Consider the following 26,995-nt stretch of genomic DNA (forward strand, 5'->3'; position numbering starts at 1 on the left):
AGAGAGGGTGTCAACAATGGAAAGAAGAGTGCCAATTACGGTTGAAGAAGCTGTTCGTAAAGTGATGGGATTTGCTGATAAGGGCTTAAAGGAGCTATTACCAATTGAATTAGCTTATGGACGTATATTAGCAGAGGATTTAGTAGCTGAACATGATGTACCGTCATTTAATCGTTCGCCGTATGACGGATTTGCTATTCGAGCAGAAGATACTAATTTAGCAAGTTATGAAACGCCAATTGTATTTGAAGTAGTGGGTGAAATTGGTGCAGGATCGCTATTCCATGAGAAAGTAGGTCCATTTCAAGCAGTTCGAATTATGACAGGAGCACAAATTCCGAATGGGTGTGATGCGGTTGTTATGTTAGAGCTGACTCGTCAATATGAGAAGAATGGCAACAATTATATGGAAGTGAAGCGATCATTCAAAACGGGCGACAATATTTCTTTTCAAGGTGAAGATGCTCGTAAAGGAACAGTTCTTGCAAAGAAGGGATCGTACATTAATCCAGGTATTTCAGCTCTTCTTGCTACATTCGGTTATAGTGAAGTACCAGTTGCGAGAAAGCCTGTAATTGGACTGTTAGCGACTGGGAGTGAATTACTGGATGTCAATGACTCATTACAGCCAGGGAAAATCCGAAACAGTAATATGTACATGATATTGTCTCAAATTCGAAGAGCGGGCGGAAGAGTAAAATATTTTGGGAAGTTTAGTGATGATTTTAATACGTGTTTTACAGCTGTGAAAGAAGCGCTTGGCCAAGTAGATATGTTAATTACAACGGGCGGTGTATCAGTAGGAGATTATGATTATTTACCAGCTATTTACGAAAAGTTAGGTGCATCTGTTCTTTTTAATAAAGTTGCAATGCGACCAGGAAGTGTTACGACTGTAGCACAATTAAATGGCAAGTTATTATTTGGTTTATCAGGGAATCCATCAGCTTGTTACGTAGGGTTTGAATTATTCGTAAGACCGTGTATTCGGACGTATATGTTTAGTGAAAAAGTACATTTAAAAAGAGAAAAAGCGTTATTAGGAGAAGATTTTCTAAAACCGAATCCATTTACAAGATTTGTACGAGCAAAATTGCAATATGATGAGGGGAAATTAATCGCTTATCCATCAGGGTTTGATAAATCTAGCTCAGTTTCTTCATTGGCAGAATCCAACGCGTTTATCGTATTGCCGGGCGGGACAAGAGGATATAAAAAAGATATGTTTGTCGATGTTCTTTTATTAGAAGATAACGAAGGTAGTGAATGGCCTTGGACATTTCATAAAGTGAGAGGTGGTTTTAATGGGACAAGTGCTATTTGAGATTGTAGATAAACCGATTTTAGTTGAAGAAGTAACGAATAAAGTCGCAAGAAGGGAAGCAGGTGCGATTACAACATTTATTGGTACGGTGAGAGAATTAACAAAAGGAAAACGAACGCTACATTTAGAGTATGAAGCATATAAACCGATGGCAGTAAAACAACTTATGAGAATTGGTGAAGAAATTAGTGAAAGATGGCTGGATGCAAAAGTAGCAATTACGCACCGTGTAGGGCGGCTAGAAATAATGGATATTGCGGTAGTCATTGCAGTTTCATCACCGCATCGTAAAGTAGCTTATGAAGCGAATGAGTACGCGATTGAACGTATAAAACGAATCGTTCCAATTTGGAAAAAAGAATTTTGGGAAGATGGAACGATGTGGGTTGGAGATCAACTTGAAAACACACCTTATCCAGAAGGAAAACCAAAGAAGGAAGAATGAGAAAATGATTACAATTTTACTGTTTGCAAATTTGCGTGAGGAAGTTGGATCGGATCGATTAGTAATTTCAGAAAAGCAAGAAATGACAGTGCAGCAATTAAAAGAATGGCTCAAAGCCAGCTATTGTTTACAATCGCTGGATAAAGTGATGGTGGCTGTTAATGAAGAGTTTGTAATGAATGAAGAGATGATAAAAGCCGGAGATATAGTCGCATTAATCCCACCCGTTAGCGGGGGATAATAAGCTTTTTCACCAGATGAAGTGCCAAGAAAATGTTGTATATAAATTAGAATAAGAGAAGGGATGAGTTCTATGCTTACTCAAGAACAAATAATGAATGCATTAAAACATGTAGAGGATCCAGAGTTACACAAAAGTGTTGTAGAATTAAATATGGTTAGAAATATACAAATGAACGGAACAGAGGTTAAACTTGAAGTAGTACTAACAATCCAAGGTTGTCCGTTAAAAGCAAAAATTCAACAAGATATTGAAGAATCGCTTCACGCAATTGGTGCCTCTAAAGTGGAGGTAACATTTGGTTCTATGACACAAGAAGAACGTGCAGCTTTAACAGAGAAGTTAAAGCGAAATACTAGAACAGAAACTGGTATGCCGAGCATGCTTCGCCCGGATTCAGGAGTACGTTTTATTACTGTAACGAGCGGAAAAGGCGGAGTTGGAAAATCAACGGTGACAATTAATCTTGCAACTGCACTAGCTCGTATGGGCAAAAAAGTGGGGATATTAGATGCAGATATATATGGTTTTAGTATTCCGGCTATGATGGAAACGAATAAGAAACCAACGATGATTAATCAAACGGCAATTCCAGTCATTAGTCACGGTGTTAAAATCATGTCGATGGGATTCTTTACAGAAGGAAATAACCCAGTGATGTGGCGCGGACCGATGCTAAATAAATGGATTCAAAATTTCCTTGCGAATACGCACTGGGGAGAATTAGATTATTTATTACTTGATTTACCACCAGGTACAGGAGATGTTGCGATTGATGTTGCAGCGATGATTCCGCAAGCGAAAGAAATAATTGTTACAACTCCGCACAATATAGCTTCATTCGTTGCTTCAAGAGTTGGTGTAATGGCAAAACATACGAAGCATGAGATTTTAGGTATTGTGGAAAATATGGCTTATTATGAAGAACAAGATGGATCGAAAAATTATCTCTTCGGAAAAGGCGGCGGCGAAATGCTTGCAGAACAATTGCAAACAGAAGTAATTGCCAAAATACCTTTTGCGAAACGTGAAGAAAATAATGGTTCATCTGTATATGATGAAGATTCTCTTGTTGGAGAAGTGTTTACATCGTTAGCTGAGGATATTATTTATAGAGGATAGAGGGGGAAGTTTAGTATGGCATGTAACATTGATCATTCTATTGAAGATGTGATGAATAAGCTTGAAAGTCAAAAGAATTTTTTACCTGAAGGGATCTTTAAAGAGTTAAAGAGTTTTTTGCAAGGTATTCATTCGCAGAAATTATTAAATGATGTTTTTCACCTCCTAAAAAAGTATGATTTAGTCAGTGAGGAAGAACGAGAGACGAGAAACGCACAATTGTTGTACATTTTGAATTAAGTACTCTTTGGCTTTAGAATTTTTTCAGAAGGGGTGAATGTGATGGATATGAAAAAGATGATTGAAACGATAGAAGTAACTAGAGTGACTGACGAGGAATTATCGATTTCGAATTTACATCCAAAGCTTGTGAAGTTGTATAGTCAAAAAGATAGTGCAGAGTACACGAAGCTATTAAAATATATTTTATCATTATCCGTACAGCTGAAGCTGAATCTTGTATTGAAATATTTTGGTGTACGTCCGATTATTGCTGCAGACGAGCGTATGCAATTTCAAGAGATATTTAAATGCTTAGCTAAGAAAGATGAGAATGGGGAATGGTTTCTAAATTTGGTTTCTTTATATGTAGGGCTAATTGTAGTTCTTCATTTTGAGGAGAAAGTGATTGAGAGCAGTTTTTTTGATGATATGGTAGTGGGTGAATGTAATGAAATATAAGATTCTGCTCATAACATTTTTCTATTTAAATGCTTTAATTGCGATTTTAGTTGGTTTTGTAAATATGAAGGTAACTAATTAAGAAAAAGGAATGAACCTAGTTTGATAAAAAGAGTTCTTCAGTTGTTTCCGGCGTTTTTTCGTGTTACCATTAAGCGAATTTTTCATAAGGAGAGAAAGCGATGAAATGGATTTATTTTCTTATTATTAACGTTATAGCTTTTAGCCTTATGGGGCTTGATAAACGAAAAGCAAAGAAGAAACAGTGGAGAACGCCAGAAAGTACGCTGTTTTTATCAGCGGCAGCTGGGGGAGCAGTTGGAGCTTGGATCGGTATGTATATGTTTCATCATAAAACTCATAAAAAGAAATTTGTTTTCGGCATACCGTTACTTGTTGTAATAACGGTATGTTTATTATTCGTTGTATGAGAAATGTCGAAAGAAATGCAGATTGATTATTGGTAAAGTGAGCATGTGAGACCGTATAATGGAGAAAAAATGAGAAGAGGAGAAAAAGGAAGATGGGGAGTCAATCAGCAGAGCAAAAAAAAGGGATACTATATGCGGCTGGTGCTTATACGATGTGGGGAATTCTACCGATTTATTGGAAATGGGTTGAGGAAGTTCCAGCAGATGAAATATTAGCACACCGCATCGTTTGGGCATTTGTTTTTATGTTACTTGTATTAGGTGTTACGAAGAGGTTTCGCCAGTTTATTGGGGAATTTGTGAATCTTTTTAAACGACCTAAATTATTAATGTCATTAACAATAGCTTCAGTCTTGATTAGCGGAAACTGGTTTGTTTACATATGGGCCGTTAATCATAATCATGTTATTGAAGCGAGTCTTGGCTATTATATTAATCCGCTTATTAGTATTTTACTTGGTACAGTCGTTTTAAAGGAAAAGTTAAACTTTTGGCAATATGTTGCAGTTGGTTTAGCAGGAGTAGGGGTTGTCATTTTAACAGTACGTTTCGGATCTATTCCGTGGGTTTCTCTTTCACTTGCCTTTTCATTTGGATTATACGGATTAACGAAAAAACTGTTAAACTATGATGCCACAATTGGACTTACGATGGAAACGATGTTAGTGACGCCGTTTGCAATCATTTATCTTGTTATGACAGGAGCACATGGTTTCGGCTCATTTGGATCTATTTCAATGTTATCAACGTTACTTTTAATAGGAGCAGGTATTGTAACGGCATTACCACTATTTTATTTTGCAAAAGGAGCACAACTTATTCCGCTTTATATGGTGGGATTTTTACAATATATTGCGCCAACAATTAGCTTAATTTTAGGTGTATTTGTATTTGGTGAACATTTCACATCTACACATATGATTGCATTTTTCTGTATATGGGTTGCTTTATTTGTATTCTCGGTAGCGAAGACAAAGTTTTTAGTGCAGAAACAACCGAAATTTATAAAAAATAAATCAGCAAAAGTATCATAATGCGTAGTATTTTCTACGCATTTTTCTTTATACTGATACTATATAGGATTTCCATCATAGCTAGTAGGGAGCTGAGAACGTGGAAACAATTTTACATAATGATCCGCTTATGGCCGCTGTAATTTCATGGTTTTTAGCACAATTAACGAAAGTAGTCTTTAAATTAGTCAAAACGGGTGAATTTGATTTTGCAAAGTTTTTTGCTTCAGGTGGGATGCCGAGTTCTCATGCTTCAACTGTTACAGCACTTGCTACAGGAGTTGGGGTAGTAGAAGGTGTGGAAAGCTCGATGTTTGCGGTTGCTACTATTTTTGCCATTATTGTTATGTATGATGCTTCAGGAGTAAGGCTTGCAGTAAGTAAACAAGCAAAAATATTGAATGAGTTTTTTCACGGTAGACAAACAGAATATAAGAAGTTAAATGAACTTGTTGGGCATACACCGTATGAAGTAGTAGTTGGTGCTTTATTAGGGATTATTGTCGGAGTAGGATATTGTTTATGAGCGGAACATTTTATATGTTCTGCTTTTCTTTGTTTTTATACATATTCAGCTACCTTTTTGAATATCGTTATACGGATTTCGAAAGGGTGGGTGAGTAACTTGTTATTATATGAAAAAGTGCATGAAGAAATAGCGAGAAGAACAACTGCACTTCAAACAATGCAACGGCAAGATGGTACGTGGCAGTTTTGTTTTGAAGGAGCGCCACTAACAGATTGTCATATGATTTTTTTATTAAAATTATTAGGTAGAGATAAAGAGATAGAACCGTTTGTAAAAAGATTAGCATCACTTCAAACAAATGAAGGAACATGGAAATTGTATGAAGATGAAATGGGTGGTAATTTATCTGCTACAATTCAATCTTATGCTGCCTTACTTGCATCGGAAAAATATACAAAAGAAGATGCGAATATGAAGCGAGCGGAAATGTTTATAAATGAGCGCGGTGGGGTAGCGCGTGCTCATTTTATGACGAAGTTTTTATTAGCGATTCATGGAGAATATGAATATCCTTCTCTCTTTCATTTGCCAACACCAATTATGTTTCTGCAGAATGATTCCCCTCTCAGTATTTTTGAACTGAGTAGCTCAGCACGTATTCATTTAATTCCGATGATGTTGTGTTTAAATAAAAGATTTCGAGTAGGGAAAAAGTTATTGCCAAATTTAAATCATATTGCAGGCGGGGGCGGAGAATGGTTTCGGGAGGATCGGTCTCCAGTTTTTCAAACGTTAGTAAGTGACGTGAAGAAAATTATAACGTATCCACTTTCTTTGCATCATAAAGGATATGAGGAAGTAGAACGTTTTATGAAAGAGCGTATTGATGAAAATGGAACATTATATAGTTACGCAACTGCCTCGTTTTATATGATTTATGCTTTACTTGCATTAGGACATTCTATTCACTCACCAATTATTCAGAAGGCTATAATGGGAATCACATCTTATATATGGAAGATGGAGAGAGGGAGCCATTTGCAAAACTCTCCGTCAACTATATGGGATACAGCTTTACTCAGTTATGCTTTGCAAGAAGCTCAAGTTCCGAAAGCAAGTAAAGTGATTCAAAATGCATCAGCGTATTTACTAAGAAAACAGCAAACAAAGAAAGTAGATTGGAGTGTACATGCACCGGATCTCTTCCCAGGTGGTTGGGGCTTTTCGGATGTGAATACGACGATTCCAGATATTGATGATACAACTGCTGCGTTAAGAGCATTGGCGCGAAGTAGAGGGAACGAAAATGTAGACACTGCTTGGAAGCGAGCGGTTAATTGGGTTAAAGGATTGCAAAATAATGATGGTGGTTGGGGGGCTTTTGAAAAAGGGGTAACGAGCCGTATATTAGCAAATTTACCAATCGAAAATGCAAGTGATATGATTACAGATCCTTCTACACCAGATATTACAGGAAGAGTATTAGAATTTTTCGGAACGTATACGCAAAATGAATTGCCCGAGAAACAAAAACAAAGTGCGATAAATTGGTTAATGAATGTACAAGAGGAAAATGGATCGTGGTATGGGAAATGGGGAATTTGTTATATATATGGTACGTGGGCAGTGTTGACTGGTTTACGGTCACTAGGAATACCATCTAGCGATCCATCAGTGAAACGAGCAGCTTTATGGCTTGAACATATACAGCATGAAGATGGTGGCTGGGGAGAATCTTGCCAAAGTAGTGTGGAAAAAAGATTTGTTACTTTGCCATTTAGTACACCATCCCAAACAGCATGGGCGTTAGATGCCCTCATTTCTTACTATGATAAAGAAACGCCAGTTATTCGAAAAGGTATTTCATATTTGCTCTCCAACTCTTATATAAATGAAAAATATCCTACTGGAACAGGTTTACCAGGTGGGTTTTATATTCGTTATCATAGTTATGCTCATATATATCCGTTGCTTACTTTGGCTCATTATGCAAAAAAATATAGAAAATAAACCGAGAGATGTCTCTCGGTTTATTTTGTTGGGTAGTAGGTCCCTTTTGAAAAGAATAAGGTTGTGATGTACCTTATTTTTCGGTTGATTGGCGCTTTTGACGTGCATCAGCGGCATTTGCACGTGCGTTTGCTTCTAAGTCATTGTGGTCAGCGAGTTCGCGAGAGAACTCAACATCAATGCCATCCGTTGCTTTGCTTTGTTTGAAATTCTTTTTGTTCATTCGACACAATCTCCTTGCGTTTATGCGACGTTGCAAAGTTAGTTTGACACAAATAGACTTTTTTATACAAAGAGGAATTGGAAAGCAAGGAGCCGAAATATACAGTATAAGTAATAGAAATGGGGGATAGGAATGGAGTTTTTAAATGGGAAAACAGCTGTTGTAACAGGAGCTGCACAGGGAATTGGAAAAGAGATTGCAAGGGTTTATGCAAAACTAGGGGCGAAAGTATTAATTAGCGATGTAAATGAAGAGAATCTACAAAAAACGACACACGAGTTATCAGATGAAGGATATGAAGTGTGCTCATATCGATGTGATGTGAGTAATCAAAATGAAGCAAAGTCGTTAATTGAATATGCGGTTCAAAAATTTGGTACGTTACATATTTTGGTGAATAATGCTGGAATTACAAGAGACGCAATGTTACATAAAATGGAGAAGTCTGCCTGGGAACAAGTATTACAAGTGAATTTAACTGGAGTTTTTTATTGTATGCAACCCGCGCTTCTTTACATGAGACAACAAGGGTATGGACGCATTATTAATATATCTTCAATTAGTAGAGAAGGAAACATAGGTCAAGCAAATTATGCGGCTACAAAGGCAGGAGTTGTAGGATTAACGAAAACAGCAGCGAAAGAAGTTGGAAGTTTCGGTATTACTTGTAATGCGATTTGTCCGGGGTTTATGGATACAGATATGACCAAAACGATACCAGATAAAGTGAAAGAAAAGATGGTTGGCGCTATTCCAGTTGGTAGAATTGGAACGCCAGAAGATATTGCGAACGCAGCAGCCTTTTTAGCATCAGAATACGCATCTTATATTACAGGTGAAGTATTAAATGTGAGCGGAGGACTGCAAGTTTAAAGGAATACATAATGAAAAGAACCTGACCAGGTAGGTCAGGTTCTTTCTCATTAATTTAAGTTAAGCCAAACGCTCTTTACTTCTGTATAGTTATTTAATGCGTAAGATCCCATTTCACGGCCAAGACCAGATTGTTTAAATCCTCCAAATGGAGATGCTGCATCAAAGACGTTATAACAGTTTACCCATACTGTACCTGCACGTACTTTACTTGCAACATAGTGTGCTGTTTTAACATTTTCTGTCCACACACCAGCCGCTAAGCCGAATTGTGATTTATTTGCACGTTCAATTACTTCGTCAATATCGTTAAACGGTATTGCAGAAATAACTGGACCGAAAATTTCTTCTTTTGCGATCGTCATTTCATCATTTACGTCAGCGAATACTGTAGGAGAAACGAAGTAGCCTTGATCGAATGGATTACTTCCTCCGCAAAGTACTTCAGCGCCTTCTTCAATCCCTTTTTCAATGTAGCCCATTACACGTTTTTGTTGTTCTTCGGAAACGAGAGGGCCAATTGTTGTTTCAGGGTTAAGACCGACACCTTGATTTAGTTTTTTAGAATAGAGGACGAGATCAGCCATGACATTATCATACATTTTCTTCGGAACAAATAAGCGTGATCCAGCAGAGCATACTTGTCCTTGGTTAAACATAACACCAGAAAGTGCACCAGGAATCGCGCGAGATAAATCAGCATCTGGCAATATGATATTTGGTGATTTACCGCCTAATTCAAGTGTAACGCGTTTTAATGTTTCGGATGCTTGTCGCATAATTTGTTTACCGACAGGAGTAGAACCGGTAAATGCAATTTTGTCAACGAGTGGATGATTAACGAGAGCTTGTCCAGCCGATTCACCGAATCCAGGTACGATATTAATAACACCTTTCGGGAATCCAGCTTCTTCAATTAATTCAGCTAAGTATAGAGCAGATAGTGGAGTTTGTTCTGCAGGTTTTAAAACGATTGTACATCCTGTAGCAAGCGCTGCTCCCATTTTCCACATTGCCATAAGAAGCGGGAAGTTCCAAGGGATAATTTGACCAACGACACCAACAGCTTCATGGCGTGTATAGTTAAAGTAATCACCGGAAACAGGAATTGTTTGACCAACGATTTTCGTAGCCCAACCAGCGTAATAGCGCATATGCTCAATTGCAAGTGGTATGTCTGCTGCCATTGTTTCACGGATTGGCTTTCCGTTATCTAATGTTTCGAGCTGTGCAAGCTCTTCTTTATGTTCATCCATTAAATCAGCTAACTTGTACATGAGACGGCTTCGCTCAGCAGTGCTCATACGAGACCAAGGACCTTCGTCAAAAGCCATACGAGCTGCGACTACAGCTTTATGAATATCTTCGCGACCAGCTTCAGAAACGACGGCAAGTGTTTCACCAGTTGCTGGGTTAGGTGTTTTAAATGTTTTTCCGGAAGCGCTTTCAATGAAAGATCCATTCACATATAACTTTTTTGTACCTTGAAGAAACTTTTCTACCTTTTCATGAAGATTTACAGCTAGTTGACTCATTGTATAACCCCCTTGAAAATATAATGTAAACGCAGTACGAGACGGCGTTTATTCCGAAATCAAGGATGTGGAAACTAGATGGAAAGCCTCTAATTAAAATCATAATTAAGAAATACTGAAAATTCAAATTTCATTTGTGTTACAATTGTAAAAAATATGTAATGTAAGAGAAGCTTCTATATGATTATAAAAAATCCTGCTTGTTTTTGCTTTCTAGTAGGAAAAACTAGAAGAACAATGGTACAATAATACATCGTGAGAGGAGGGGGAAAAATGAAAGATTATCATGATGATCCACGCTTTCGAATAGCCCATAGAGAAGCGTTAATTGGTCTTGGACTTGCTATTATTAATTTTATAATATGGTACGGATTTGCTTATGGGCTTGGTAGTAAAAATCCGAATGAATATACATATGTATTAGGTTTTCCCGCATGGTTTTTTTATAGCTGTATCGTTGGATTTATCGTTATGGTTATTTTACTTAGTTTAGTTGTTCGTTTTGTATTTCAAGATATTTCACTCGATGAGGAAGAAAAAAGTGAGGAATAATAGATGAATTGGTATGTAATCATTCCAATGATAATTTCGTTTATCGTTGTATTTTTAATTGGTGTATATGCTTCAAAACGTGTGCAAGCAACTGCTCATAATAAATTTTTACAAGAATATTTTCTTGGTGGGCGTGAGCTAGGCGGTTTATTATTAGCGATGACAATGATTGCTACGTACGGTAGTGCAAGTAGTTTTATTGGTGGCCCTGGTATTGCTTACAATATGGGGCTTGGATGGGTACTGTTATCTGCGATTCAAGTTGTAACAGGCTATATCGTTTTAACGGTTATCGGTAAAAAGTTTGCAATTATCGCTAGGAAGATGGAAGCAATTACTCTTATCGATTATTTAAAAGGGAGATACAATAATAAAGCAGTTGTTATACTTTCTGCGTTATGTATTATTATCTTTTTATTTTCAGCGACAGTAGCCCAGTGGGTCGGCGGGGGACGATTAATCGAGTCACTAACAGGTCTATCGTATACAACAGCACTATTTTTATTTACTTTTTCTGTACTTGTGTACGTATTAATTGGTGGATTTCGTGCAGTTGCTCTATCAGATACATTATTAGGAATCATTATGTTAGTTGGAACGACAATCATTTTAATTGCTACTGTCATTGCTGGTGGTGGAATTGAAAAGATTATGCAGGAACTTGTTCAAATTAATCCAAAGTTAATTACACCATTCGGAGCAGATGGCAGTTTAACGAAATCATATGTTACATCATTTTGGATTTTAATTGGAATTGGCGTTGTCGGCTTACCGCAAATTAGCGTGCGTGCCATGTCTTATAAAAATTCAAAAGCGATGCATCAAGCTTTAATAATTGGAACCGTTGTCGTTGGCACAATTATGATCGGTATGCATTTAACTGGTGTATTTGCAAGAGTAGTACTTCCAGGTATAACGGTACCAGATAAAGTAATGCCGCTACTTGCGATGGAAGTGTTACCTCCTTGGTTAGCTGGAGTTTTCTTAGCTGCACCGATGGCAGCGATTATGTCTACAGTAAACTCTTTATTATTACTTGTAAGCTCGTCAATTATTAAAGATATATACGTAAATTACATAAATAAAGATGCAGCAGACAGTACGATAAAAAAAGGAAGTTTATGGATTACTGGTATTGTAGGACTACTCGTTTATGCAGCGGCGATTAAACCCCCAGATTTTTTAATATGGCTAAATTTATTTTCTTTCGGTGGATTAGAAGCAGCATTCATTTGGCCAATCGTATTAGGGTTATATTGGAGGAAAGGAAATGCTACAGGAGCGCTTGCGTCTATTTTAGTTGGGGTAGGCTCATATATGTGTATTCATCTTTTCTATCCAAATCCGTTCGGTATACATACAGTTGTCTTCCCAATTTGTTTTGCGTTTATCGCTTATGTTATTGGAAGTATGAGTGCTGTAAAAAAAACAGTATAGGTTAGCTGAAAAAACGTAGTCCTTAGAAGACTGCGTTTTTTCATATGAATTTGTTCTTTTTTTATTCTGTATATCCACGGTTATTCATAAATTAATAACAACTGAGGGGATGGAGTTGAGGTCGATGAAAAAAGTGTTATTTTTAGGAGACCCAGGAATTGATGACTCTTTAGCAATTATGTATGGATTGTTGCATCCTGATATTGATATTGTTGGTGTAGTAACGGGATATGGAAATGTAACACAAGAAAAGGCGACAAGTAATGCCGCATATTTATTGCAAATGGCAGGACGGGAAGATATACCTGTTATTAATGGTGCGAAAATTCCTTTATCCGGAGATATTACGACGTATTATCCAGAAATTCATGGGACAGACGGTTTAGGGCCAATTAAACCTCCAAAAACTTTTTCACCAAATATAAAGCCTTTTTGTACATTTTTTGATCTTCTTGAAAAATATAAAGGAGAATTAATAATAGTCGATGCTGGTAGATCAACAACATTAGCGACAGCATTTATTTTAGAAAAGCCGATGATGAAGTATGTGAAAGAATATTATATAATGGGCGGTGCTTTCTTAATGCCTGGCAATGTAACACCAGTCGCAGAGGCGAATTTTCATGGTGATCCCATTGCGTCACAATTAGTTATGCAAAATGCCAAAAATGTGACATTAGTGCCACTTAACGTTACATCTGAAGCAATTATTACACCGGAAATGGTAAAATATATTACGAAACACTCTAAAACGAGTTTTAATAAGTTAATCGAGCCGATATTTACGTATTATTATAAAGCATATAAAAAGTTAAACCCGAAAATAACAGGTAGTCCAGTACATGACGTCGTTACAATGATGGTTGCGGCAAATCCATCCATTTTAGATTATGTATATCGTCGTGTCGATGTAGATACAGTTGGAATTGCAAAAGGAGAGAGTATTGCTGATTTTCGGCCTCAACCTGATGCAAAAGCATTAAAAAATTGGGTGCGAATTGGTTGGTCGTTACATTATAAAAAGTTTCTTGAGGATTTTGTGAAATTTATGACGTAGACATAATAGGAGCATACAAGTTAAAATAATGGAGATGGTTATTTAAATGACCATCTCCATTATTTTGTTTTTAAATGATAAATAGAGAAGAGTTACACAATAGGAGAGGAATTTTACTTGAAAAAAACTATAGTATGCGCAGTAATTGTGGGTATTTTTGTTTTGCTAATATCGGGTAACTTTTTAGTGAAAAAAGTGTGGAGTTCAAATAATGATGATGCACAGTATATTGCATCTTTTATTGAAGAACATAAAGATGAAAAAAATAGTGCGCTTCTAGTAAAGAGAAATGATAAAGTTGTTTATTCTGTAAACCCAAATGTTGTATTGCCAGTTGCTAGTACGATGAAATTAATTGTGGCGCTTGAATATACGAAACAAGTTACTGAAGGGAAAATTGATTCTTCTAGTTTCGTGTCGATTAATGATGTGAATCGCTATTATGTGCCGAATACAGATGGTGGTGCACAAGATAGATGGCAAAAGTATTTGGAGAAGACGGGCAAGATAACTGAAGGAGCGGTTTCTTTAGAAGAAGTGGCAAAAGGAATGGTTAAGTTTAGTTCGAATGCAAATGCTGAATACTTAATGGAATTGTTAGGATTAGATAACATCAATCGAAATTTACAAAGTTTATCACTTCCTGCACATCAACCACTATTTCCAATCGTTTCATCTTTGTATATCCCGGGATATTTGCATAAAGAATTACATGTTCCAAAATATAAAATAGAGAAAAAGTTAAAAGAAATGTCTCAAGAGCAATATCGTGAATATGCGATGATTATTCATGAACGCTTAAAGAAGAAGGGACCATTATTACAGAAGGAAATTCCGCTTTATTTAGAGGAACGTTACGACAAAATTTGGTCAGATAGATTACCAGCAGCTTCTGCAAATGATTATATGGTATTACTTCAAAAGGCAAACCATAAAGGTGGCTTGACAGAAGCTGAAGAAAAAGTGTGGGCAAATATCGTTGAAACAGACATGAGTGCCAAGAAATACCGTAAAACATTTAGACATGCTGGGCAAAAGAATGGTTACACACCATGGACGGTTACAAAAGCAGTTTATGCTATGGATAAACATGGAAATTGTACCGAGATTGTGTTTTTGGCGAATAATTTAAATGAAGACGATAGTGCAGAAATACGGAAACATTTAGCAAACTTACATTTCCAAGTGTTGCAAAGTGATAAGTATGATGCGACTTTTATTAAATAAACTCGGTGCAGAGAGCACTGAGTTTATTTTTATGTACAAGCACTTTTTTTCTATCTCTGGGTATGATGGGTAGTAATACTTAGGTGAGAGGGGAAAAGGTGATGAAACAAAGTAAAGAAGAGTTTATAAAGAGTGAAGGCGCTGATTTCCCTGGGAAAACATATGTGGATTGTGTATTACAACATGTATTTCATTTTCAAAGAAATTACTTATTGAAAGATATGTTTCAAGTGCATAAAGCACATATTACGATGCTGACGGAAGAAAATTTAATGAAAAAGGAAGAAGCTAAAGTTATATTACACGCATTAAAAAAGGTAGAGGGAATTCCAGAAGAGCAATTGCTCTATACAGAGCAGCATGAAGATCTCTTTTTTTTAGTCGAACATTTAATTTCTCAAGAAGCGAAATGCGATTTTGTAAGTAATATGCATATTGGTAGAAGTAGAAATGATATGGGCGTAACGATGTATCGCATGAGTTTAAGGCGATATGTATTACGATTAATAGAACATCATTTGTTATTGCAAGAAAGTGTACTGCAACTTGCCGTTGATCATAAGGAAACGATCATGCCAGCTTATACACATACACAACCAGCACAGCCAACAACATTTGGTCATTATACGTTAGCAATTTATGATACGATGCAAAGAGATTTAGAACGAATGAAAAAAACGTACCAGCTTTTAAATCAGTCTCCAATGGGGGCAGCTGCACTCTCTACAACAAGTTTCCCGATTAAACGAGAACGAGTTGCTCATCTACTTGGATTTACAAATGTAATTGAGAACTCATATGATGCTGTTGCTGGAGCGGATTATTTATTAGAAGTTAGCTCGCTACTTATGGTAATGATGACGAATACGAGTAGATGGATTCATGACTTTTTGTTGTTAGCAACGAAAGAATATGACGGTATTACTGTTGCAAAGCCATATGTACAAATCAGTAGTATTATGCCGCAAAAACGAAATCCGGTTTCAATTGAACACGCTCGTGCAATTACGAGTAGTGCTTTAGGAGAAGCATTTACAGTATTTCAAATGATTCATAATACACCATTTGGTGATATTGTCGATACGGAAGATGACTTGCAGCCATATTTATATAAAGGGATTGAAAAGGCAATTCGTGTTTTTTGTATGATGAATGCAGTGATCCGAACGATGAAAGTAGAAGAAGAAACGTTAAAAAGTCGTTCCTATAAACATGCAATAACGATAACGGATTTCGCCGATGTTTTAACAAAAAACTATGAAATTCCATTTCGGCATGCTCATCATGCAGCAAGTGCTATTGCAAATATGTTATTGGAGCAGAAAAAAGAACTACATGAATTACACTTCAAAGAGGTAAATATGTACTTGCAAGAACATTTTAAAATAAATTTATTAGAAAAAGAGTGGAAAGAAATTATATCGCCAGAAGCTTTTATTCAAAAAAGAAATGTATACGGTGGACCGAGTAAAAAAGAAATGAATCGTATGATTAAAAATCGACAAGAGTCATTTCGAAAAGAAGAAGATGTATTTGAAAAGGAAAAACAGAGAATTTTACAAGCTGAAAATGCTTTGAATACATTAGCTTTGAATATTATTGAATCGTAAAAGAGGGATTTAATGAATTAATCGCCAATACTTAATTAAAATATAAATAGAGAGAAGAGATTGTCGATGATTCAATTACATGTATATGAAGAGATTTTTCATTTTAAAGAAGATGTTACACCATTTCTAGAAAAGAATGAGCAGGAAAACAATCTCATATTAGGTGTATTACAAATGGTCCAACAACCAACATTTATGGGGATAGCGAAACAAGGAGAAGAAATTGCGGTTGTATTTCTGCAAACAGAAGAGAAGAAACAAATTATTGTTGCAACTTCTGAAATTGCGGGAGTAACTATTGAGGAACTTGCAAAAGAATTAACGAAAGTATATCCGGATATTCCTGGATTGATCGGTAATAAGAAAATTGTACAGAAATTAGCGGAAGAGATTGCAGTATTAGAAAATAAAAAAACGCATGTTGCAATGGAGCAAGGTGTGTATGAGTTGAACAGAGTAAAGAAGAAGTGTAATGCGAATGGACTTTTTCGAGCGGTAAATAATGATGAATTACCATTAATAGAACAGTGGATATATCAATTTTGTGAAGACGTAAAGCTTCCTACTACGAAAGAAGAAGCAAAACAAACTGCGTATACATTAATAACTACAAATCGACTGTTTGGTTTGGAAGTGGATGGGAAACTCGTTTCTGTAGCTGCAAAAACGAGACCAACTAAAAATAATATAACAGTTAATTTTGTATATACGCCGAAAGAAGCAAGGAAAAAGGGATACGCATCTAAGTGTGTAGCAGCACTTAGTCAACGTATGTTAGATGAAGGGTACAAGACGACTACGTTATATACTGATTTAGCGAATCCGACATCGAATAAAATTTATCAAGAAATTGGTTATGAGAAAATTGCGGAGTCTGTGCTTATATTTTTAGAGAAGTAAAACAAAAAGGTGTGCTATTTTAGCACACCTTTTTGTTATTCATCAATTCTAATAATCTCGCCTTGAGGGAAGTCCTCAGTTTCTAGTAAGTTACGAATAGCTTTCGCAACATATTCAGGTGATAATAGTTTTCCTTCTTCTTTTAATGCAATGAAGCGGTCCAAGTTTATGAAATCTTCTTTATTTGTTTCACGAATTTGTGATTGCATATTAGTATCAACAACGCCAGGTGCAAAAGCGACGATTTTTACTGGATATTCTTTTTCTGCTTCTTCAGTTGCTACGCACTGTGTAAACATATTTACACCAGCTTTCGTTGTACAATAAGCGCCCCAGCCAAAGTAAGGATTTTTTCCTGCACCAGATGAAATGTTAATAACGCGTTTATCTACTTTCCAGTCTTTCGTATGTTTCATAAATGTAGATGTAAGAATCATAGGTGCAAGTAAATTAATGTGAACGTTCGTAATGAATTGTTCGCTTTCAGCTTTTTCGATTGGCTTCATAGGTGCAACTGTACCCGCATTATTAATTAAATGAATAGAGGATACATTGTCTTTTTTAATAGATGAAATGATCTCTTTAAAGTTAGTTTCTAAGTTATGTACATCTTGAAGATCTAGGGAATGAAAAATGCAATTGCTGTTATATTGCTCTGCAAGTTTCGTAAGCTCTTTATTTTCTCTTCTAGAAATAGAGATGACAGTTGTATTTTTTTCTAATAATTGCGTAGCGATTGCCTCACCTAAACCTTGTGAAGTTCCTGTTATGATAACGTAGCGCATAGTTTTATAAACCCCTCTCATATGTGCGGAATTTTGTTGGACAACGTACATTGTATAGTTTGTCTACATTTTATAGTATAGAGCACTTTTTACTATAATTGAAATGAGATGATTGTGTGCCTTTTATAAATAGGTTTACGACAACAGTACCTGGTGCCGTCACGTTTACTGGGAATACGCTGGGACTTAGCCCTACATCACCTGCACCAGGTAATATTTTTGGTACACTTGCTGTGTTTACGACAGTAAATACAGCATTGCAAGTACCAGGGTTCCCAGCAGGGACAACAGATGAATGGCAATTGAATTCTTCAAGTGCAATTTTAAATCTTCCAGCGGGAAGCAGTGTATTATATGCAGAATTAGTTTGGGCTGGTACTTTCCGGACTGATACGGAAGATGTGTTACCATTTTTAAATGATAACATTACATTTACAACGCCAGCAGGGACGTTTTCTGTTACGCCAGATCCTGCTACCGCGCAGCAAGGTTCAGTAGGAAATCAGTTTTATTATGCTCGCTCTGCCAATGTAACGAATCTTGTTAGTGCAGGTGGGGCAGGCACATATACAACGGGTGCTGTGCCAGCTGCAAGAACTTCAGCCGACCCAACAATCAGTCGTTCAGCTGGATGGACGCTTGAGGTTGTGTATCAAAATGCAAGTTTACCACTTCGAAATTTGTCAGTATATGCAGGTCAAGAAATTATCGATGCTTCATCCCCGCCAGTTGATGCTACAATTTCAGGTTTTGCTACGCCGGCAACAGGAGCTGTTACAGGAAGAGTGCTCGTAACTGCTCAAGAAGGTGATTCTAACATTGTTGGAGATCAACTTCGCTTTGGGCCGAATGCAAATGCTACAGTTGCATTATTCGGACCGAGAAATCCTGCGAATAATTTCTTTCAGTCACAAATTTGTAATGACAGTGGAAATTTAGATACGAGCGGCACGTTTGGAGATTTGAATCAGCCGTTAGGGGTAGCTTTGGCCGTCCGAAGACAGGGGTGGGATATTACGAATGTAGATGCCTCCTCATCTTTAGTAAACAGTCAAACATCAGCAACGGTTCGATTTGTTACAAATGGAGATGGATACGCTGCAGCTGGTTTTGGTGTTCAAATTGATGCAACAGGTCCAATTATTAATCCTGTTAAATCAGTTAATAGAACAGTCGCGGGGGTAGGGGATACTCTCACTTATACAATTACGGTCCCAAATACAGGAACAGGAAGTGCAGAAAACGTTGTATTACGTGATAGTATTCCGAGCGGAACGACGTTTGTTGCAGGTAGTGTTACGGTAGGGGGAGTAACACAGCCGAATGCAAACCCTGCTAATGGAATTAATTTAGGCACAATCCCAAATAACACGCAAAGAATTGTTACATTTCAAGTTCGAATAACATCATTCCCGAATCCCAATCCTATTTTAAATCGTGCAATGGTGTCATATCAATTCCGTCCCTTCGTTGGTAGTCCTCCTATTACAAGTACGTCTTCTTCAAACACAGTACAAACGACAGTGAATCAAGCAACTATAAGTATGCAGAAATCTGTAGATTTACAGACGGCAACGCTTAATGATGTATTAACGTACACAGTTAATGTCACAAATAATGGAAACGTCACTGCGAACAATGTTATTTTTGTTGATAGTATCCCTGCTGGAACAACATTTGTCGCAAATAGCGTTACGGTAAATGGAGTAGCGCGTCCAGGAGCGAATCCAGCAAGTAGTATTAATCTTGGAAGTATTAATGCATCGCAAACGACTGTAGTGCGCTTTCAAGTTCGAGTAACATCGAACCCTCTTGTCAATCCAATTCCAAACCGTGCGAGTGTAACATTTACCTTTACTCCAGTGCCTGGTCAACAACCAGTTTCAGGGCAAGCGACAAGTAATACTGTAGTTACGACAATTAATATAGCTGATATAGCAACGAGAAAAACAGTGGATAAAGCTTTTGCAACGGTTAACGATGTTCTTACGTACACGGTAACAATTCAAAATACAGGAAATGTACTTGCAACGAACGTTATTTTTCAAGATCCAATCCCAATTGGAACGACTTTTATACCAAATAGTGTGACTGTGGACGGGGTTTCACAACCGGGGTCAAATCCAGCGACCGGTTTTACAGTAGCAAATATATCTCCCGGCGGAAGTAGGACAGTGACTTTTCAAGTAAGAGTGACATCTACGCCGTCAGGAGGTACGATTCCGAATCGCGGAAATGTATCTGCTAATTTCGTCGTTATTCCGAATCAGCCACCGATAACGATTAATAGACAAACGAATACAGTTGTGACACAAGTTAATACAGGCGGTTTAAATGTAATAAAAGAAGTAAATACAACGCAAGCGGCGGTAGGGGATACTTTAACGTACACAATTGCCGTCCAAAATACAGGGAACGTTCCGTTAACAAATGTATTTTTCCAAGACCCTATTTCTTCTGCTGTTTCATTTGTTGCAAATTCTGTAACAATTAATGGAGTACAGCAAAGTGGACTAAATCCGAATACAGGATTCTCTCTTCCGAATATTCCTGCGGCTCAAACGGTTGTAGTCACATTTGACGTAGTAATTGTACAGAATCCAGAAAATGAAGATATTTTAAATCAAGCAAATGTAACAGCAAGCTTTCAAGTGAATCCGAATGAACCACCAGTAACAATCAATGTTCCGAGTAATGTTGTGAATACGACAGTACAATCAGGAAATTTTGAAGTTGTGAAAGCAGTGAATACAGATGTTGCAACGGTAGGAGATGTTTTAGTATATACAATCGAAGTTATAAATGCAGGTAGTGTACCAGCTACAAATGTATTTTTCCAAGATTCAATTCCACAAGGGACATTATTTATTGAAAATAGTGTAGTTGTGAATGGTGTTTTACAAGAAGGGGCAGATCCAGAACTTGGATTCCCATTAAATAATTTGCCTACTGGTACCAGTGTTATTGTTACATTTGAAGTATTAATTGATGAAATTCCTCAAGGAAATAATGTTGTAAATAATGCGAATGTAACTGGAGATTTCCTTGTAAATCCAACAGAGCCACCGATTACTGTAACAGTACCAAGTAATACTGTTATGACGATTGTGAATTCTTCAGGGTTAAATGTAATGAAAAGTGTAAGTGCTACTGAAGCCGGTGTAGGAGATACGTTAACGTATACAGTTCGTATACAAAATAGTGGAACGGTGACAGCGACAAATGTATCATTCCTTGATCCGATTCCAGCTGGAACCACTTTTGTAGCGAATAGTGTAACGATAAATGGGACACCTCAACCAGGTTTAAACCCGACAATTGGATTTCCACTTGCTAATATTCCAGTAGGAGGTATGGTGACGGTCACTTTTCAAGTGACAATCACGAGTGTACCACCAAATAGAGTTCTTCCGAATAATGCGAATGTCACTGCTGATTTCCAAGTAAGTCCTCTCCAGCCACCAATTACAATTGTAACGATTAGTAATATTGTTGTGACGCGAGTGAATGTAGGATCACTTAATGTAATGAAGAGTGTAAACACACCACAAGCTGGTGTAGGAGATACGTTAACGTATACGATTCTTATTCAAAATACAGGAACTGTTCCTGCAACGAATATTGTTTTTCAAGATCCAATTCCGTCTGGTACTGCCTTTGTAGCAAATAGTGTGACGATAAATGGAGTCGTACAGCAAGGCGCGGATCCTATGGCAGGATTCCCGGTACCAAATATTCCGGTCGGGCAAACGGCTACCATTACGTTTCAAGTTACAGTGACGGGTGTTCCGAGCGGTGGAAATATAAGAAACCAATCGAACGTTACTGCAAGTTTTCTTATAAATCCAGCAAACCCTCCAATAACGACTGTTACAAATAGTAATTTTGTAGTGACGCAAGTAAACACAGCACAGTTAAATATACAAAAATCTTCATCTGTACAACAAGTAGCACTTGGAGAAACTTACACGTATTCTGTTGTCATTCGAAATAACGGTACAGTAACAGCAACGAATATCTCTTTCCTTGATCCAGTTTCTCCAGAAACAACATTTGTAGCAAATAGTGTAACGATAAATGGAACGCCACAACCTGGATTTGACCCAAATGTTGGTTTCCCGCTTCCTAATATTGCAGCTGGAACAGCATTGACAGTAACGTTCCAAGTTACGGTAGTTGCACCGTCTACACGTGGAGCAGTATTAAATACAGCATCTGCTACAGCCACTTTCTTATTAAATCCTTTACAACCACCTGTAACAACAACGAATTCAAGTAATACAACGGTAGTTACAATACCGTTACCTCCTCCTGGTGAAGTAACAGCAACAAAAACAGTTGATGTTGCAACTGGGGCTGTTGGGGATGTATTAACGTATACCGTGCTCATTTCAAACGTAGGAATTATCCCTGTTACAGATGTGTTCTTCCAAGATGTCATACCAGAAGGAACGACGTTTGTTGACAATAGTGTAACGATAGGTGGAGTGCAGCAACTTGGTTTAAATCCAGAAATAGGATTTACAGTTACGCCATTATTAATCGCTGGTGGAAGTATTGAGGTCACATTCCAAGTGACGATTACAGAAATTCCAGATAATGAAGTCATATTAAATGATGCAGACGTTACATTTACTTCACAACCAAATCCGCAGGAACCACCGATTACGGAAACGATATTAACGAATTTAGTCGTTACGACAATTAATATAGCGTTTATTTTTCCAGTGAAAATAGTAGATAAGGAAGTAGCGACTGTAGGAGAAATATTAACGTATGATGTATTGATTTTTAATTTCGGAACAGTGCCAGCGACGAATGTTCAATTTATCGATACTACTTCCGCCGGTGTAGCATTCGTACCAGGAAGCGTGAGTATAAACGGGGTACCAGCACCAGGATTAGATCCTTTCATTGGTTTTACAGTTCCAGATATACCTGTAGATGATTTTGTACTCGTCACATATCAGGAAGTGGTTACGAGCATACCAGAAGGTGGAACGATTGTTAACTTTGTAGATGTTACAGCTACGTTTGCTGTAAGTGAAACAGAGCCGCCTATTACGGAAACGACGACAAGTAACACGACATTAACAGAAATAAATGAATCTGGTTTGAATGTTTTAAAATCAGTAAGTCAGCCGGTTGTTGCAGTAGGCGATACAATCACATATACAACAGTAGTTCAAAATACGGGAACAGTGATAGCGACGAATGTTCAATATAGTGATGTATTACCATCCTCTATAACATTCGTACCGAATAGTGTAACGATAAACGGTGCGTTACAGCCTGGATTAGACCCTAACACTGGCTTCTCACTTCCGGATATAATTCCAGGTGAAAGTGTAGAAGTCACATTCCAAGTAACAGTTGTTAGCGTTCCGTCAAACGGAACAATTGCCAATACGGCAAATGTTACCGGAAGCTTTATTTTAGTACCAGGAGAACCACCAGTTATAGTAAATCAGCCAAGTAATACAACACTCACAACTGTAAATAGAGGACGCTTTAATGTTATTAAACAAGTAAATAGAGCCGCTACTCTAGTTGGAGATGTATTGACGTATACAGTGCAAATAACGAATACAGGAACAGTAACAGCTAACAATGTTCAGTTTATTGATACGATTTCAACAGGTGCGTCATTTGTACCAAATAGTGTAACGATAAATGGAGCTCCGCAACCAAACTTAAATCCGATTACTGGATTTGGAGTTGGAGATATCCCAGTTGGTGAAACAGTTATAGTGACGTTTCAAGCGACAGTTACAAACATCCCGTCATCAGGAACAATTACGAACGTTGCAAATATAACAGGAAGCTTTACTTTAGTGCCAGGAGAGCCACCGGTTGTAATAACAGAGCCGAGTAATACGACGATAACTAGAGTGAATAGAGGACGATTCAGCGTTATAAAATCTGTAAATAAAGAAGCGACACGATTAGGAGATACGTTAACGTATAGTGTGCAAGTTACAAATACGGGAACGGTAACAGCGACGAACGTTCAGTTTAGCGATGTTCCATCACCTAGTTTAGAATTCGTTCCTGGAAGTGTACAAATAAATGGGATTCCGCAAGTAGGTTTAGATCCATTTGTAGGCTTTGCATTGCCTAATCTTGCAGTAGGGGATAGCGTATTAATTACATTTGAAGTAAATGTAATCGCAGTTCCGCCTTCTAGTAGCATTATGAATACAGCAAGAGTAACGGGTGATTTTGAATTAATTCCAGGAGAACCTCCGTTTACAATTACGAATTCAAGTAATACGACAGTCACACCAGTAAATAGAGGCAGTTTAGATATGCAAAAAGAAGTAGATCATTCAATTGTTGGAGTAGGAGAAACAGTAAAGTATACGGTTCGAATATTAAATACTGGTACTGCTGATGCGATGAATATTCAATTTATCGATGTCCTATCTCAGGAAGCTGTTTTTGTACCAAATAGTGTAACCGTAAATGGAGTAGCTCGTCCGGGAGTAAATCCGCAGGTTGGATTTACGATTGTAGACATTCCAGTCGGTGAGACGGCGATTGTAACATATGAAGCTACGATTACAAGTTTTCCAGATGGTGGTACAGTAGTGAACGTTGCTGGGGCGTTAGCAGAATATATTTTAGTACCAGGGGAGCCGCCAGTTACAGTGATGGATACGAGCAATACCGTTATAGTGACGGTAAATACTGCAATCTTATTTGTTGCAAAAGGAGCAAACTTTGAAGTAGCAATGATAGGGGATGTTGTCACTTACGGAATCGCTGTTATAAATGATAGTACAGTTCCTGTGACCAACATTGTGTTAACAGATATCATTGATCCGAATACGCTATTTATAAATGGCACGGTAACGGTAAATGATGTATCTTTTCCATTCGCTAACCCGAATACTGGTATTCCATTAGGTGATTTTCAGCCAAATGATGCAGCAATTATTAATTTCCAAGTTGTAATAATAGGAGGGCAAATAAATAATTTAGTTACAAATACTGCTACAGCGAATGGGCTTGCAACTGTAAATCCGAATGAGCCGCCAGTAGTAGTTGAAGGTGATAGTAATACAGTTGTTATCCCGTTTATTCCTCAAAATGTCTCAACGACAGTCGTAAAAACGGCAGATTTACAGGTAGCAACAATTGGAGATGTCATTACGTTTACGACAGTCATCACAAATACGGGTGATACTGTAATGCAAAATATTCGTTTTCAAGATATGTTAGATAGTAGTGTTCGATTTGTTCTTGGAACTGTAACGGTTGATAATACGCCAGTGCCAAATGTAAACCCAGTATCAGGATTTATTATAGGAAGTTTAAATCCTGGTGAAGCAAGGACAGTTTCGTTCCAAGTAGCAGTACAGAGCGCGCCAAATGGTTCAGGAAATTATATAAATCAAGCGAGTATTCGTTTTGAACATCAAGTAGGCACAGTATTGCCACCTGTTACACAAATAGTAGAAAGTAACATAGTTGTCATTCCATTTGTTCCAACGATTGAACAAATTTGCGAAACGAATCTTAATTGCTTAGGGAAAATTCCTTTTCAATGTTCTCCGTGTGATCATTTGCAAATAAAGAAAAAATAAATGAAGAAAGAGCATCCTGTAAGAGAAGGATGCTCTTTCTACATTAATCATGTAGATTCTTTTTCGGGCGAGGTGAAAAATTCGTCGATTTTGTCGGAAAGTAGTAATGGAATAGCTCCTTTTATAACAGAAATGTCCCAGTCCCACCATGCAAGATTCTCTAGTTTGTCAATTGTTTCTTGCGGGAAACGATATCGAATAAATTTTGCTGGATTACCAGCCACAATTGCATATGGCGGTACGTCCTTTGTAACAACACTTTTTGCACCAATAATGGCACCGTTACCAATTGTAACACCAGATAAAATGCAGGATTGATAACCAATCCATACATCATTGCCAACTACGATATCACCTTTTGAAGAAGGATGACCAGTAATATGTGCTCCTTCATCAAAAAGTGCATTAAATGGATAAGTTGTTATCCAGTCTGCGCGATGTTCACCGCCAAGTATGAAAACGACTTCTTCTGCTAATGAACAAAACTTACCTATTTTCAATTTTGTTTCATCGTTCCAAGAAAAAATGGTTGGCCCTACTTTACTATAAGTATAATCACCAATATCATATTTATTATATTCAGGTTTTTGATTTAAATATAACATGCTTCTTCAGCCTCCTTTCTCAATTAAGTGATACGTATGGAATATTATATGCAAGATGTAGTAATGTGAACTGTATTAATAGGTGAAATGAACAAAAGGGAGTGGGATGTATGCGATACGAAATGGGTTTATATAATAAACCGTTTCAGTCAATTCAATCAGGGAAAAAAGTATATGAAGTACGCCTATACGATAAAAAACGTCAACTAATAAACAAAGGCGATGAAATCGTATTTACGAATCTTACGACAACAGAAATGATGACGGTAAAAGTAACGGAAATAAAGCGATACGAGAGCTTTAAAGCTATGTATGAACAAATCGATAAAAAATTATTGGATTGTGAAAATGATAGTTTAGAGGAGATGTTAGAAAGTACATACAAAATATATACGAAAGAACAAGAAAAAGAGTGGGGAACAGTTGCGATTCGTATTGAGGTAATAAAATGATAAGAAATCGCGGAGCCGCTATCATTGTACAGGAAGGAAAAATCGCTCTTATAAAACGTATTCGAGAAGAGGAAACATATTATGTTTTTCCTGGCGGAGGGATTGAGGAAGGTGAAACGCCTGAAGAGGCAACGAAAAGAGAGGTATACGAAGAATTAGGGGTACATATACAAGTGGAGCACCTTATTACAAAGGTAAAATATAAAGGAAATGAATATTATTATGCTGCCTATATTACAGGCGGAGTGTTCGGAAGCGGGACAGCTGAGGAATTTCAGCTGGAAGGTAGGGGAAATTATATTCCGTTATGGCTACCGATAAACGAGTTGGAAAAAGTGAATATAAAACCTTATGAAGTGGTCAGAAATATATTTAATCATTATAAAATATAACGTCTGACAACATACAAAAAAA

24 protein-coding genes are annotated in these 26,995 nt (G+C 37.2%); 20 read left to right on the forward strand and 4 right to left on the reverse strand.

Annotated features, from left to right (window positions below; all coding sequences use genetic code 11):
• Window positions 1-16 precede the first annotated feature (16 nt).
• The 10 genes from DN404_RS22700 to DN404_RS22745 all read left to right on the forward strand — a co-directional run bounded on the left by DN404_RS22700 (window position 17) and on the right by DN404_RS22745 (window position 7,736).
• On the forward strand, window positions 17-1,324 hold the full coding sequence (locus DN404_RS22700; protein ID WP_088361768.1) for a molybdopterin molybdotransferase MoeA: 1,308 nt from the start codon (window positions 17-19) through the stop codon (window positions 1,322-1,324).
• A complete protein-coding gene (moaE, locus tag DN404_RS22705) occupies window positions 1,305-1,769 on the forward strand; it encodes a molybdopterin synthase catalytic subunit MoaE (protein WP_000531881.1) in 465 nt (154 codons plus the stop codon). Before DN404_RS22700 ends, moaE begins: the two co-directional genes overlap by 20 nt.
• Before the next feature lie 4 nt (window positions 1,770-1,773).
• On the forward strand, window positions 1,774-2,010 hold the full coding sequence (gene moaD / locus DN404_RS22710) for a molybdopterin converting factor subunit 1 (RefSeq protein WP_000628500.1): 237 nt from the start codon (window positions 1,774-1,776) through the stop codon (window positions 2,008-2,010).
• Between the two features lie 72 nt (window positions 2,011-2,082).
• Window positions 2,083-3,132, forward strand: coding sequence for a P-loop NTPase (locus DN404_RS22715; RefSeq protein ID WP_149215495.1), 1,050 nt, complete (start codon window positions 2,083-2,085; stop codon window positions 3,130-3,132).
• A gap of 15 nt (window positions 3,133-3,147) precedes the next feature.
• Window positions 3,148-3,372, forward strand: coding sequence for a hypothetical protein (locus DN404_RS22720; protein WP_000752375.1), 225 nt, complete (start codon window positions 3,148-3,150; stop codon window positions 3,370-3,372).
• Window positions 3,373-3,414: 42 nt separating this feature from the next.
• Window positions 3,415-3,813 (forward strand): hypothetical protein, encoded by a 399-nt coding sequence (locus tag DN404_RS22725; protein WP_044306928.1) that lies wholly within the window; start codon window positions 3,415-3,417, stop codon window positions 3,811-3,813.
• A 182-nt stretch (window positions 3,814-3,995) separates the two neighbouring features.
• Window positions 3,996-4,244 (forward strand): DUF1294 domain-containing protein, encoded by a 249-nt coding sequence (locus DN404_RS22730; protein ID WP_000871349.1) that lies wholly within the window; start codon window positions 3,996-3,998, stop codon window positions 4,242-4,244.
• A 92-nt stretch (window positions 4,245-4,336) separates the two neighbouring features.
• On the forward strand, window positions 4,337-5,278 hold the full coding sequence (rarD, locus tag DN404_RS22735; RefSeq protein WP_000535541.1) for an EamA family transporter RarD: 942 nt from the start codon (window positions 4,337-4,339) through the stop codon (window positions 5,276-5,278).
• Window positions 5,279-5,357: 79 nt separating this feature from the next.
• On the forward strand, window positions 5,358-5,783 hold the full coding sequence (locus tag DN404_RS22740; RefSeq protein WP_000447822.1) for a divergent PAP2 family protein: 426 nt from the start codon (window positions 5,358-5,360) through the stop codon (window positions 5,781-5,783).
• A 99-nt stretch (window positions 5,784-5,882) separates the two neighbouring features.
• On the forward strand, window positions 5,883-7,736 hold the full coding sequence (locus DN404_RS22745; protein ID WP_049106831.1) for a terpene cyclase/mutase family protein: 1,854 nt from the start codon (window positions 5,883-5,885) through the stop codon (window positions 7,734-7,736).
• A 73-nt stretch (window positions 7,737-7,809) separates the two neighbouring features.
• Here the strand turns inward: DN404_RS22745 and DN404_RS22750 are convergent, their stop codons facing one another.
• A complete protein-coding gene (locus DN404_RS22750) occupies window positions 7,810-7,959 on the reverse strand; it encodes a YfhD family protein (RefSeq protein ID WP_001035815.1) in 150 nt (49 codons plus the stop codon).
• A gap of 132 nt (window positions 7,960-8,091) precedes the next feature.
• Here DN404_RS22750 and fabG point away from each other — a divergent pair, with 132 nt between their 5' ends.
• Window positions 8,092-8,832: a 3-oxoacyl-ACP reductase FabG gene (fabG, locus tag DN404_RS22755; protein ID WP_025708953.1), complete on the forward strand. Its 741-nt coding sequence runs from the start codon at window positions 8,092-8,094 to the stop codon at window positions 8,830-8,832.
• A 50-nt stretch (window positions 8,833-8,882) separates the two neighbouring features.
• Here the strand turns inward: fabG and dhaS are convergent, their stop codons facing one another.
• On the reverse strand, window positions 8,883-10,367 hold the full coding sequence (gene dhaS / locus DN404_RS22760; protein WP_000080274.1) for an aldehyde dehydrogenase DhaS: 1,485 nt from the start codon (window positions 10,365-10,367) through the stop codon (window positions 8,883-8,885).
• Between the two features lie 273 nt (window positions 10,368-10,640).
• On the opposite strand from dhaS, the gene DN404_RS22765 reads away from it, so the two are divergent.
• The 6 genes from DN404_RS22765 to DN404_RS22790 all read left to right on the forward strand — a co-directional run bounded on the left by DN404_RS22765 (window position 10,641) and on the right by DN404_RS22790 (window position 17,150).
• Window positions 10,641-10,919 carry a YhdT family protein gene (locus tag DN404_RS22765; protein ID WP_000656239.1) on the forward strand — a complete coding sequence of 93 codons (279 nt, stop codon included), beginning with the start codon at window positions 10,641-10,643 and terminating at the stop codon, window positions 10,917-10,919.
• A gap of 3 nt (window positions 10,920-10,922) precedes the next feature.
• Window positions 10,923-12,356: a sodium/pantothenate symporter gene (panF, locus tag DN404_RS22770; protein WP_001104812.1), complete on the forward strand. Its 1,434-nt coding sequence runs from the start codon at window positions 10,923-10,925 to the stop codon at window positions 12,354-12,356.
• A gap of 124 nt (window positions 12,357-12,480) precedes the next feature.
• Window positions 12,481-13,413 (forward strand): nucleoside hydrolase, encoded by a 933-nt coding sequence (locus tag DN404_RS22775; RefSeq protein ID WP_000756457.1) that lies wholly within the window; start codon window positions 12,481-12,483, stop codon window positions 13,411-13,413.
• A 117-nt stretch (window positions 13,414-13,530) separates the two neighbouring features.
• Window positions 13,531-14,640, forward strand: a complete 1,110-nt coding sequence (locus tag DN404_RS22780; RefSeq protein ID WP_000751365.1) for a serine hydrolase — start codon at window positions 13,531-13,533, stop codon at window positions 14,638-14,640.
• A gap of 101 nt (window positions 14,641-14,741) precedes the next feature.
• Window positions 14,742-16,250, forward strand: coding sequence for an argininosuccinate lyase (gene argH / locus DN404_RS22785; RefSeq protein ID WP_025708950.1), 1,509 nt, complete (start codon window positions 14,742-14,744; stop codon window positions 16,248-16,250).
• Window positions 16,251-16,316: 66 nt separating this feature from the next.
• Complete coding sequence (locus DN404_RS22790; protein ID WP_149215496.1) at window positions 16,317-17,150, forward strand: GNAT family N-acetyltransferase; 834 nt, start codon at window positions 16,317-16,319, stop codon at window positions 17,148-17,150.
• Between the two features lie 35 nt (window positions 17,151-17,185).
• Here DN404_RS22790 and DN404_RS22795 read toward each other — a convergent pair whose 3' ends face one another.
• Entirely contained in the window at window positions 17,186-17,935 is a 750-nt protein-coding gene (locus DN404_RS22795; RefSeq protein WP_001271056.1) for a (S)-benzoin forming benzil reductase, read from the reverse strand.
• A 116-nt stretch (window positions 17,936-18,051) separates the two neighbouring features.
• Between DN404_RS22795 and DN404_RS22800 the strand changes: the two genes are divergently transcribed.
• Window positions 18,052-25,524, forward strand: coding sequence for a DUF7507 domain-containing protein (locus DN404_RS22800; RefSeq protein WP_149215497.1), 7,473 nt, complete (start codon window positions 18,052-18,054; stop codon window positions 25,522-25,524).
• A 47-nt stretch (window positions 25,525-25,571) separates the two neighbouring features.
• Here DN404_RS22800 and DN404_RS22805 read toward each other — a convergent pair whose 3' ends face one another.
• Window positions 25,572-26,129: a CatB-related O-acetyltransferase gene (locus DN404_RS22805; protein WP_000966302.1), complete on the reverse strand. Its 558-nt coding sequence runs from the start codon at window positions 26,127-26,129 to the stop codon at window positions 25,572-25,574.
• A gap of 110 nt (window positions 26,130-26,239) precedes the next feature.
• On the opposite strand from DN404_RS22805, the gene DN404_RS22810 reads away from it, so the two are divergent.
• A complete protein-coding gene (locus tag DN404_RS22810) occupies window positions 26,240-26,581 on the forward strand; it encodes an ASCH domain-containing protein (protein ID WP_065224140.1) in 342 nt (113 codons plus the stop codon).
• Entirely contained in the window at window positions 26,578-26,973 is a 396-nt protein-coding gene (locus tag DN404_RS22815; RefSeq protein WP_006922619.1) for an NUDIX hydrolase, read from the forward strand. The genes DN404_RS22810 and DN404_RS22815 overlap by 4 nt, the downstream gene beginning before the upstream one ends.
• Window positions 26,974-26,995 lie beyond the last annotated feature (22 nt).

Source organism: Bacillus sp. TE8-1 (assembly GCF_008368855.1).
Taxonomy (GTDB): Bacteria; Bacillota; Bacilli; order Bacillales; family Bacillaceae_G; genus Bacillus_A; species Bacillus_A cereus.

What these genes read in the sequence shown, in the direction of transcription:
- DN404_RS22790 (WP_149215496.1), top strand. Translation starts at nt 16,317, where the DNA reads ATGATTCAATTACATGTATATGAAGAGATTTTTCATTTTAAAGAAGAT.
- DN404_RS22775 (WP_000756457.1), top strand. Translation starts at nt 12,481, where the DNA reads ATGAAAAAAGTGTTATTTTTAGGAGACCCAGGAATTGATGACTCTTTA.
- DN404_RS22795 (WP_001271056.1), bottom strand. Translation starts at nt 17,935, where the DNA reads ATGCGCTACGTTATCATAACAGGAACTTCACAAGGTTTAGGTGAGGCA.
- panF (WP_001104812.1), top strand. Translation starts at nt 10,923, where the DNA reads ATGAATTGGTATGTAATCATTCCAATGATAATTTCGTTTATCGTTGTA.
- DN404_RS22805 (WP_000966302.1), bottom strand. Translation starts at nt 26,129, where the DNA reads ATGTTATATTTAAATCAAAAACCTGAATATAATAAATATGATATTGGT.
- DN404_RS22815 (WP_006922619.1), top strand. Translation starts at nt 26,578, where the DNA reads ATGATAAGAAATCGCGGAGCCGCTATCATTGTACAGGAAGGAAAAATC.
- DN404_RS22810 (WP_065224140.1), top strand. Translation starts at nt 26,240, where the DNA reads ATGCGATACGAAATGGGTTTATATAATAAACCGTTTCAGTCAATTCAA.
- argH (WP_025708950.1), top strand. Translation starts at nt 14,742, where the DNA reads ATGAAACAAAGTAAAGAAGAGTTTATAAAGAGTGAAGGCGCTGATTTC.
- DN404_RS22720 (WP_000752375.1), top strand. Translation starts at nt 3,148, where the DNA reads ATGGCATGTAACATTGATCATTCTATTGAAGATGTGATGAATAAGCTT.
- moaE (WP_000531881.1), top strand. Translation starts at nt 1,305, where the DNA reads ATGGGACAAGTGCTATTTGAGATTGTAGATAAACCGATTTTAGTTGAA.
- DN404_RS22765 (WP_000656239.1), top strand. Translation starts at nt 10,641, where the DNA reads ATGAAAGATTATCATGATGATCCACGCTTTCGAATAGCCCATAGAGAA.
- DN404_RS22700 (WP_088361768.1), top strand. Translation starts at nt 17, where the DNA reads ATGGAAAGAAGAGTGCCAATTACGGTTGAAGAAGCTGTTCGTAAAGTG.
- moaD (WP_000628500.1), top strand. Translation starts at nt 1,774, where the DNA reads ATGATTACAATTTTACTGTTTGCAAATTTGCGTGAGGAAGTTGGATCG.
- rarD (WP_000535541.1), top strand. Translation starts at nt 4,337, where the DNA reads ATGGGGAGTCAATCAGCAGAGCAAAAAAAAGGGATACTATATGCGGCT.
- dhaS (WP_000080274.1), bottom strand. Translation starts at nt 10,367, where the DNA reads ATGAGTCAACTAGCTGTAAATCTTCATGAAAAGGTAGAAAAGTTTCTT.
- fabG (WP_025708953.1), top strand. Translation starts at nt 8,092, where the DNA reads ATGGAGTTTTTAAATGGGAAAACAGCTGTTGTAACAGGAGCTGCACAG.
- DN404_RS22725 (WP_044306928.1), top strand. Translation starts at nt 3,415, where the DNA reads ATGGATATGAAAAAGATGATTGAAACGATAGAAGTAACTAGAGTGACT.
- DN404_RS22715 (WP_149215495.1), top strand. Translation starts at nt 2,083, where the DNA reads ATGCTTACTCAAGAACAAATAATGAATGCATTAAAACATGTAGAGGAT.
- DN404_RS22750 (WP_001035815.1), bottom strand. Translation starts at nt 7,959, where the DNA reads ATGAACAAAAAGAATTTCAAACAAAGCAAAGCAACGGATGGCATTGAT.
- DN404_RS22730 (WP_000871349.1), top strand. Translation starts at nt 3,996, where the DNA reads ATGAAATGGATTTATTTTCTTATTATTAACGTTATAGCTTTTAGCCTT.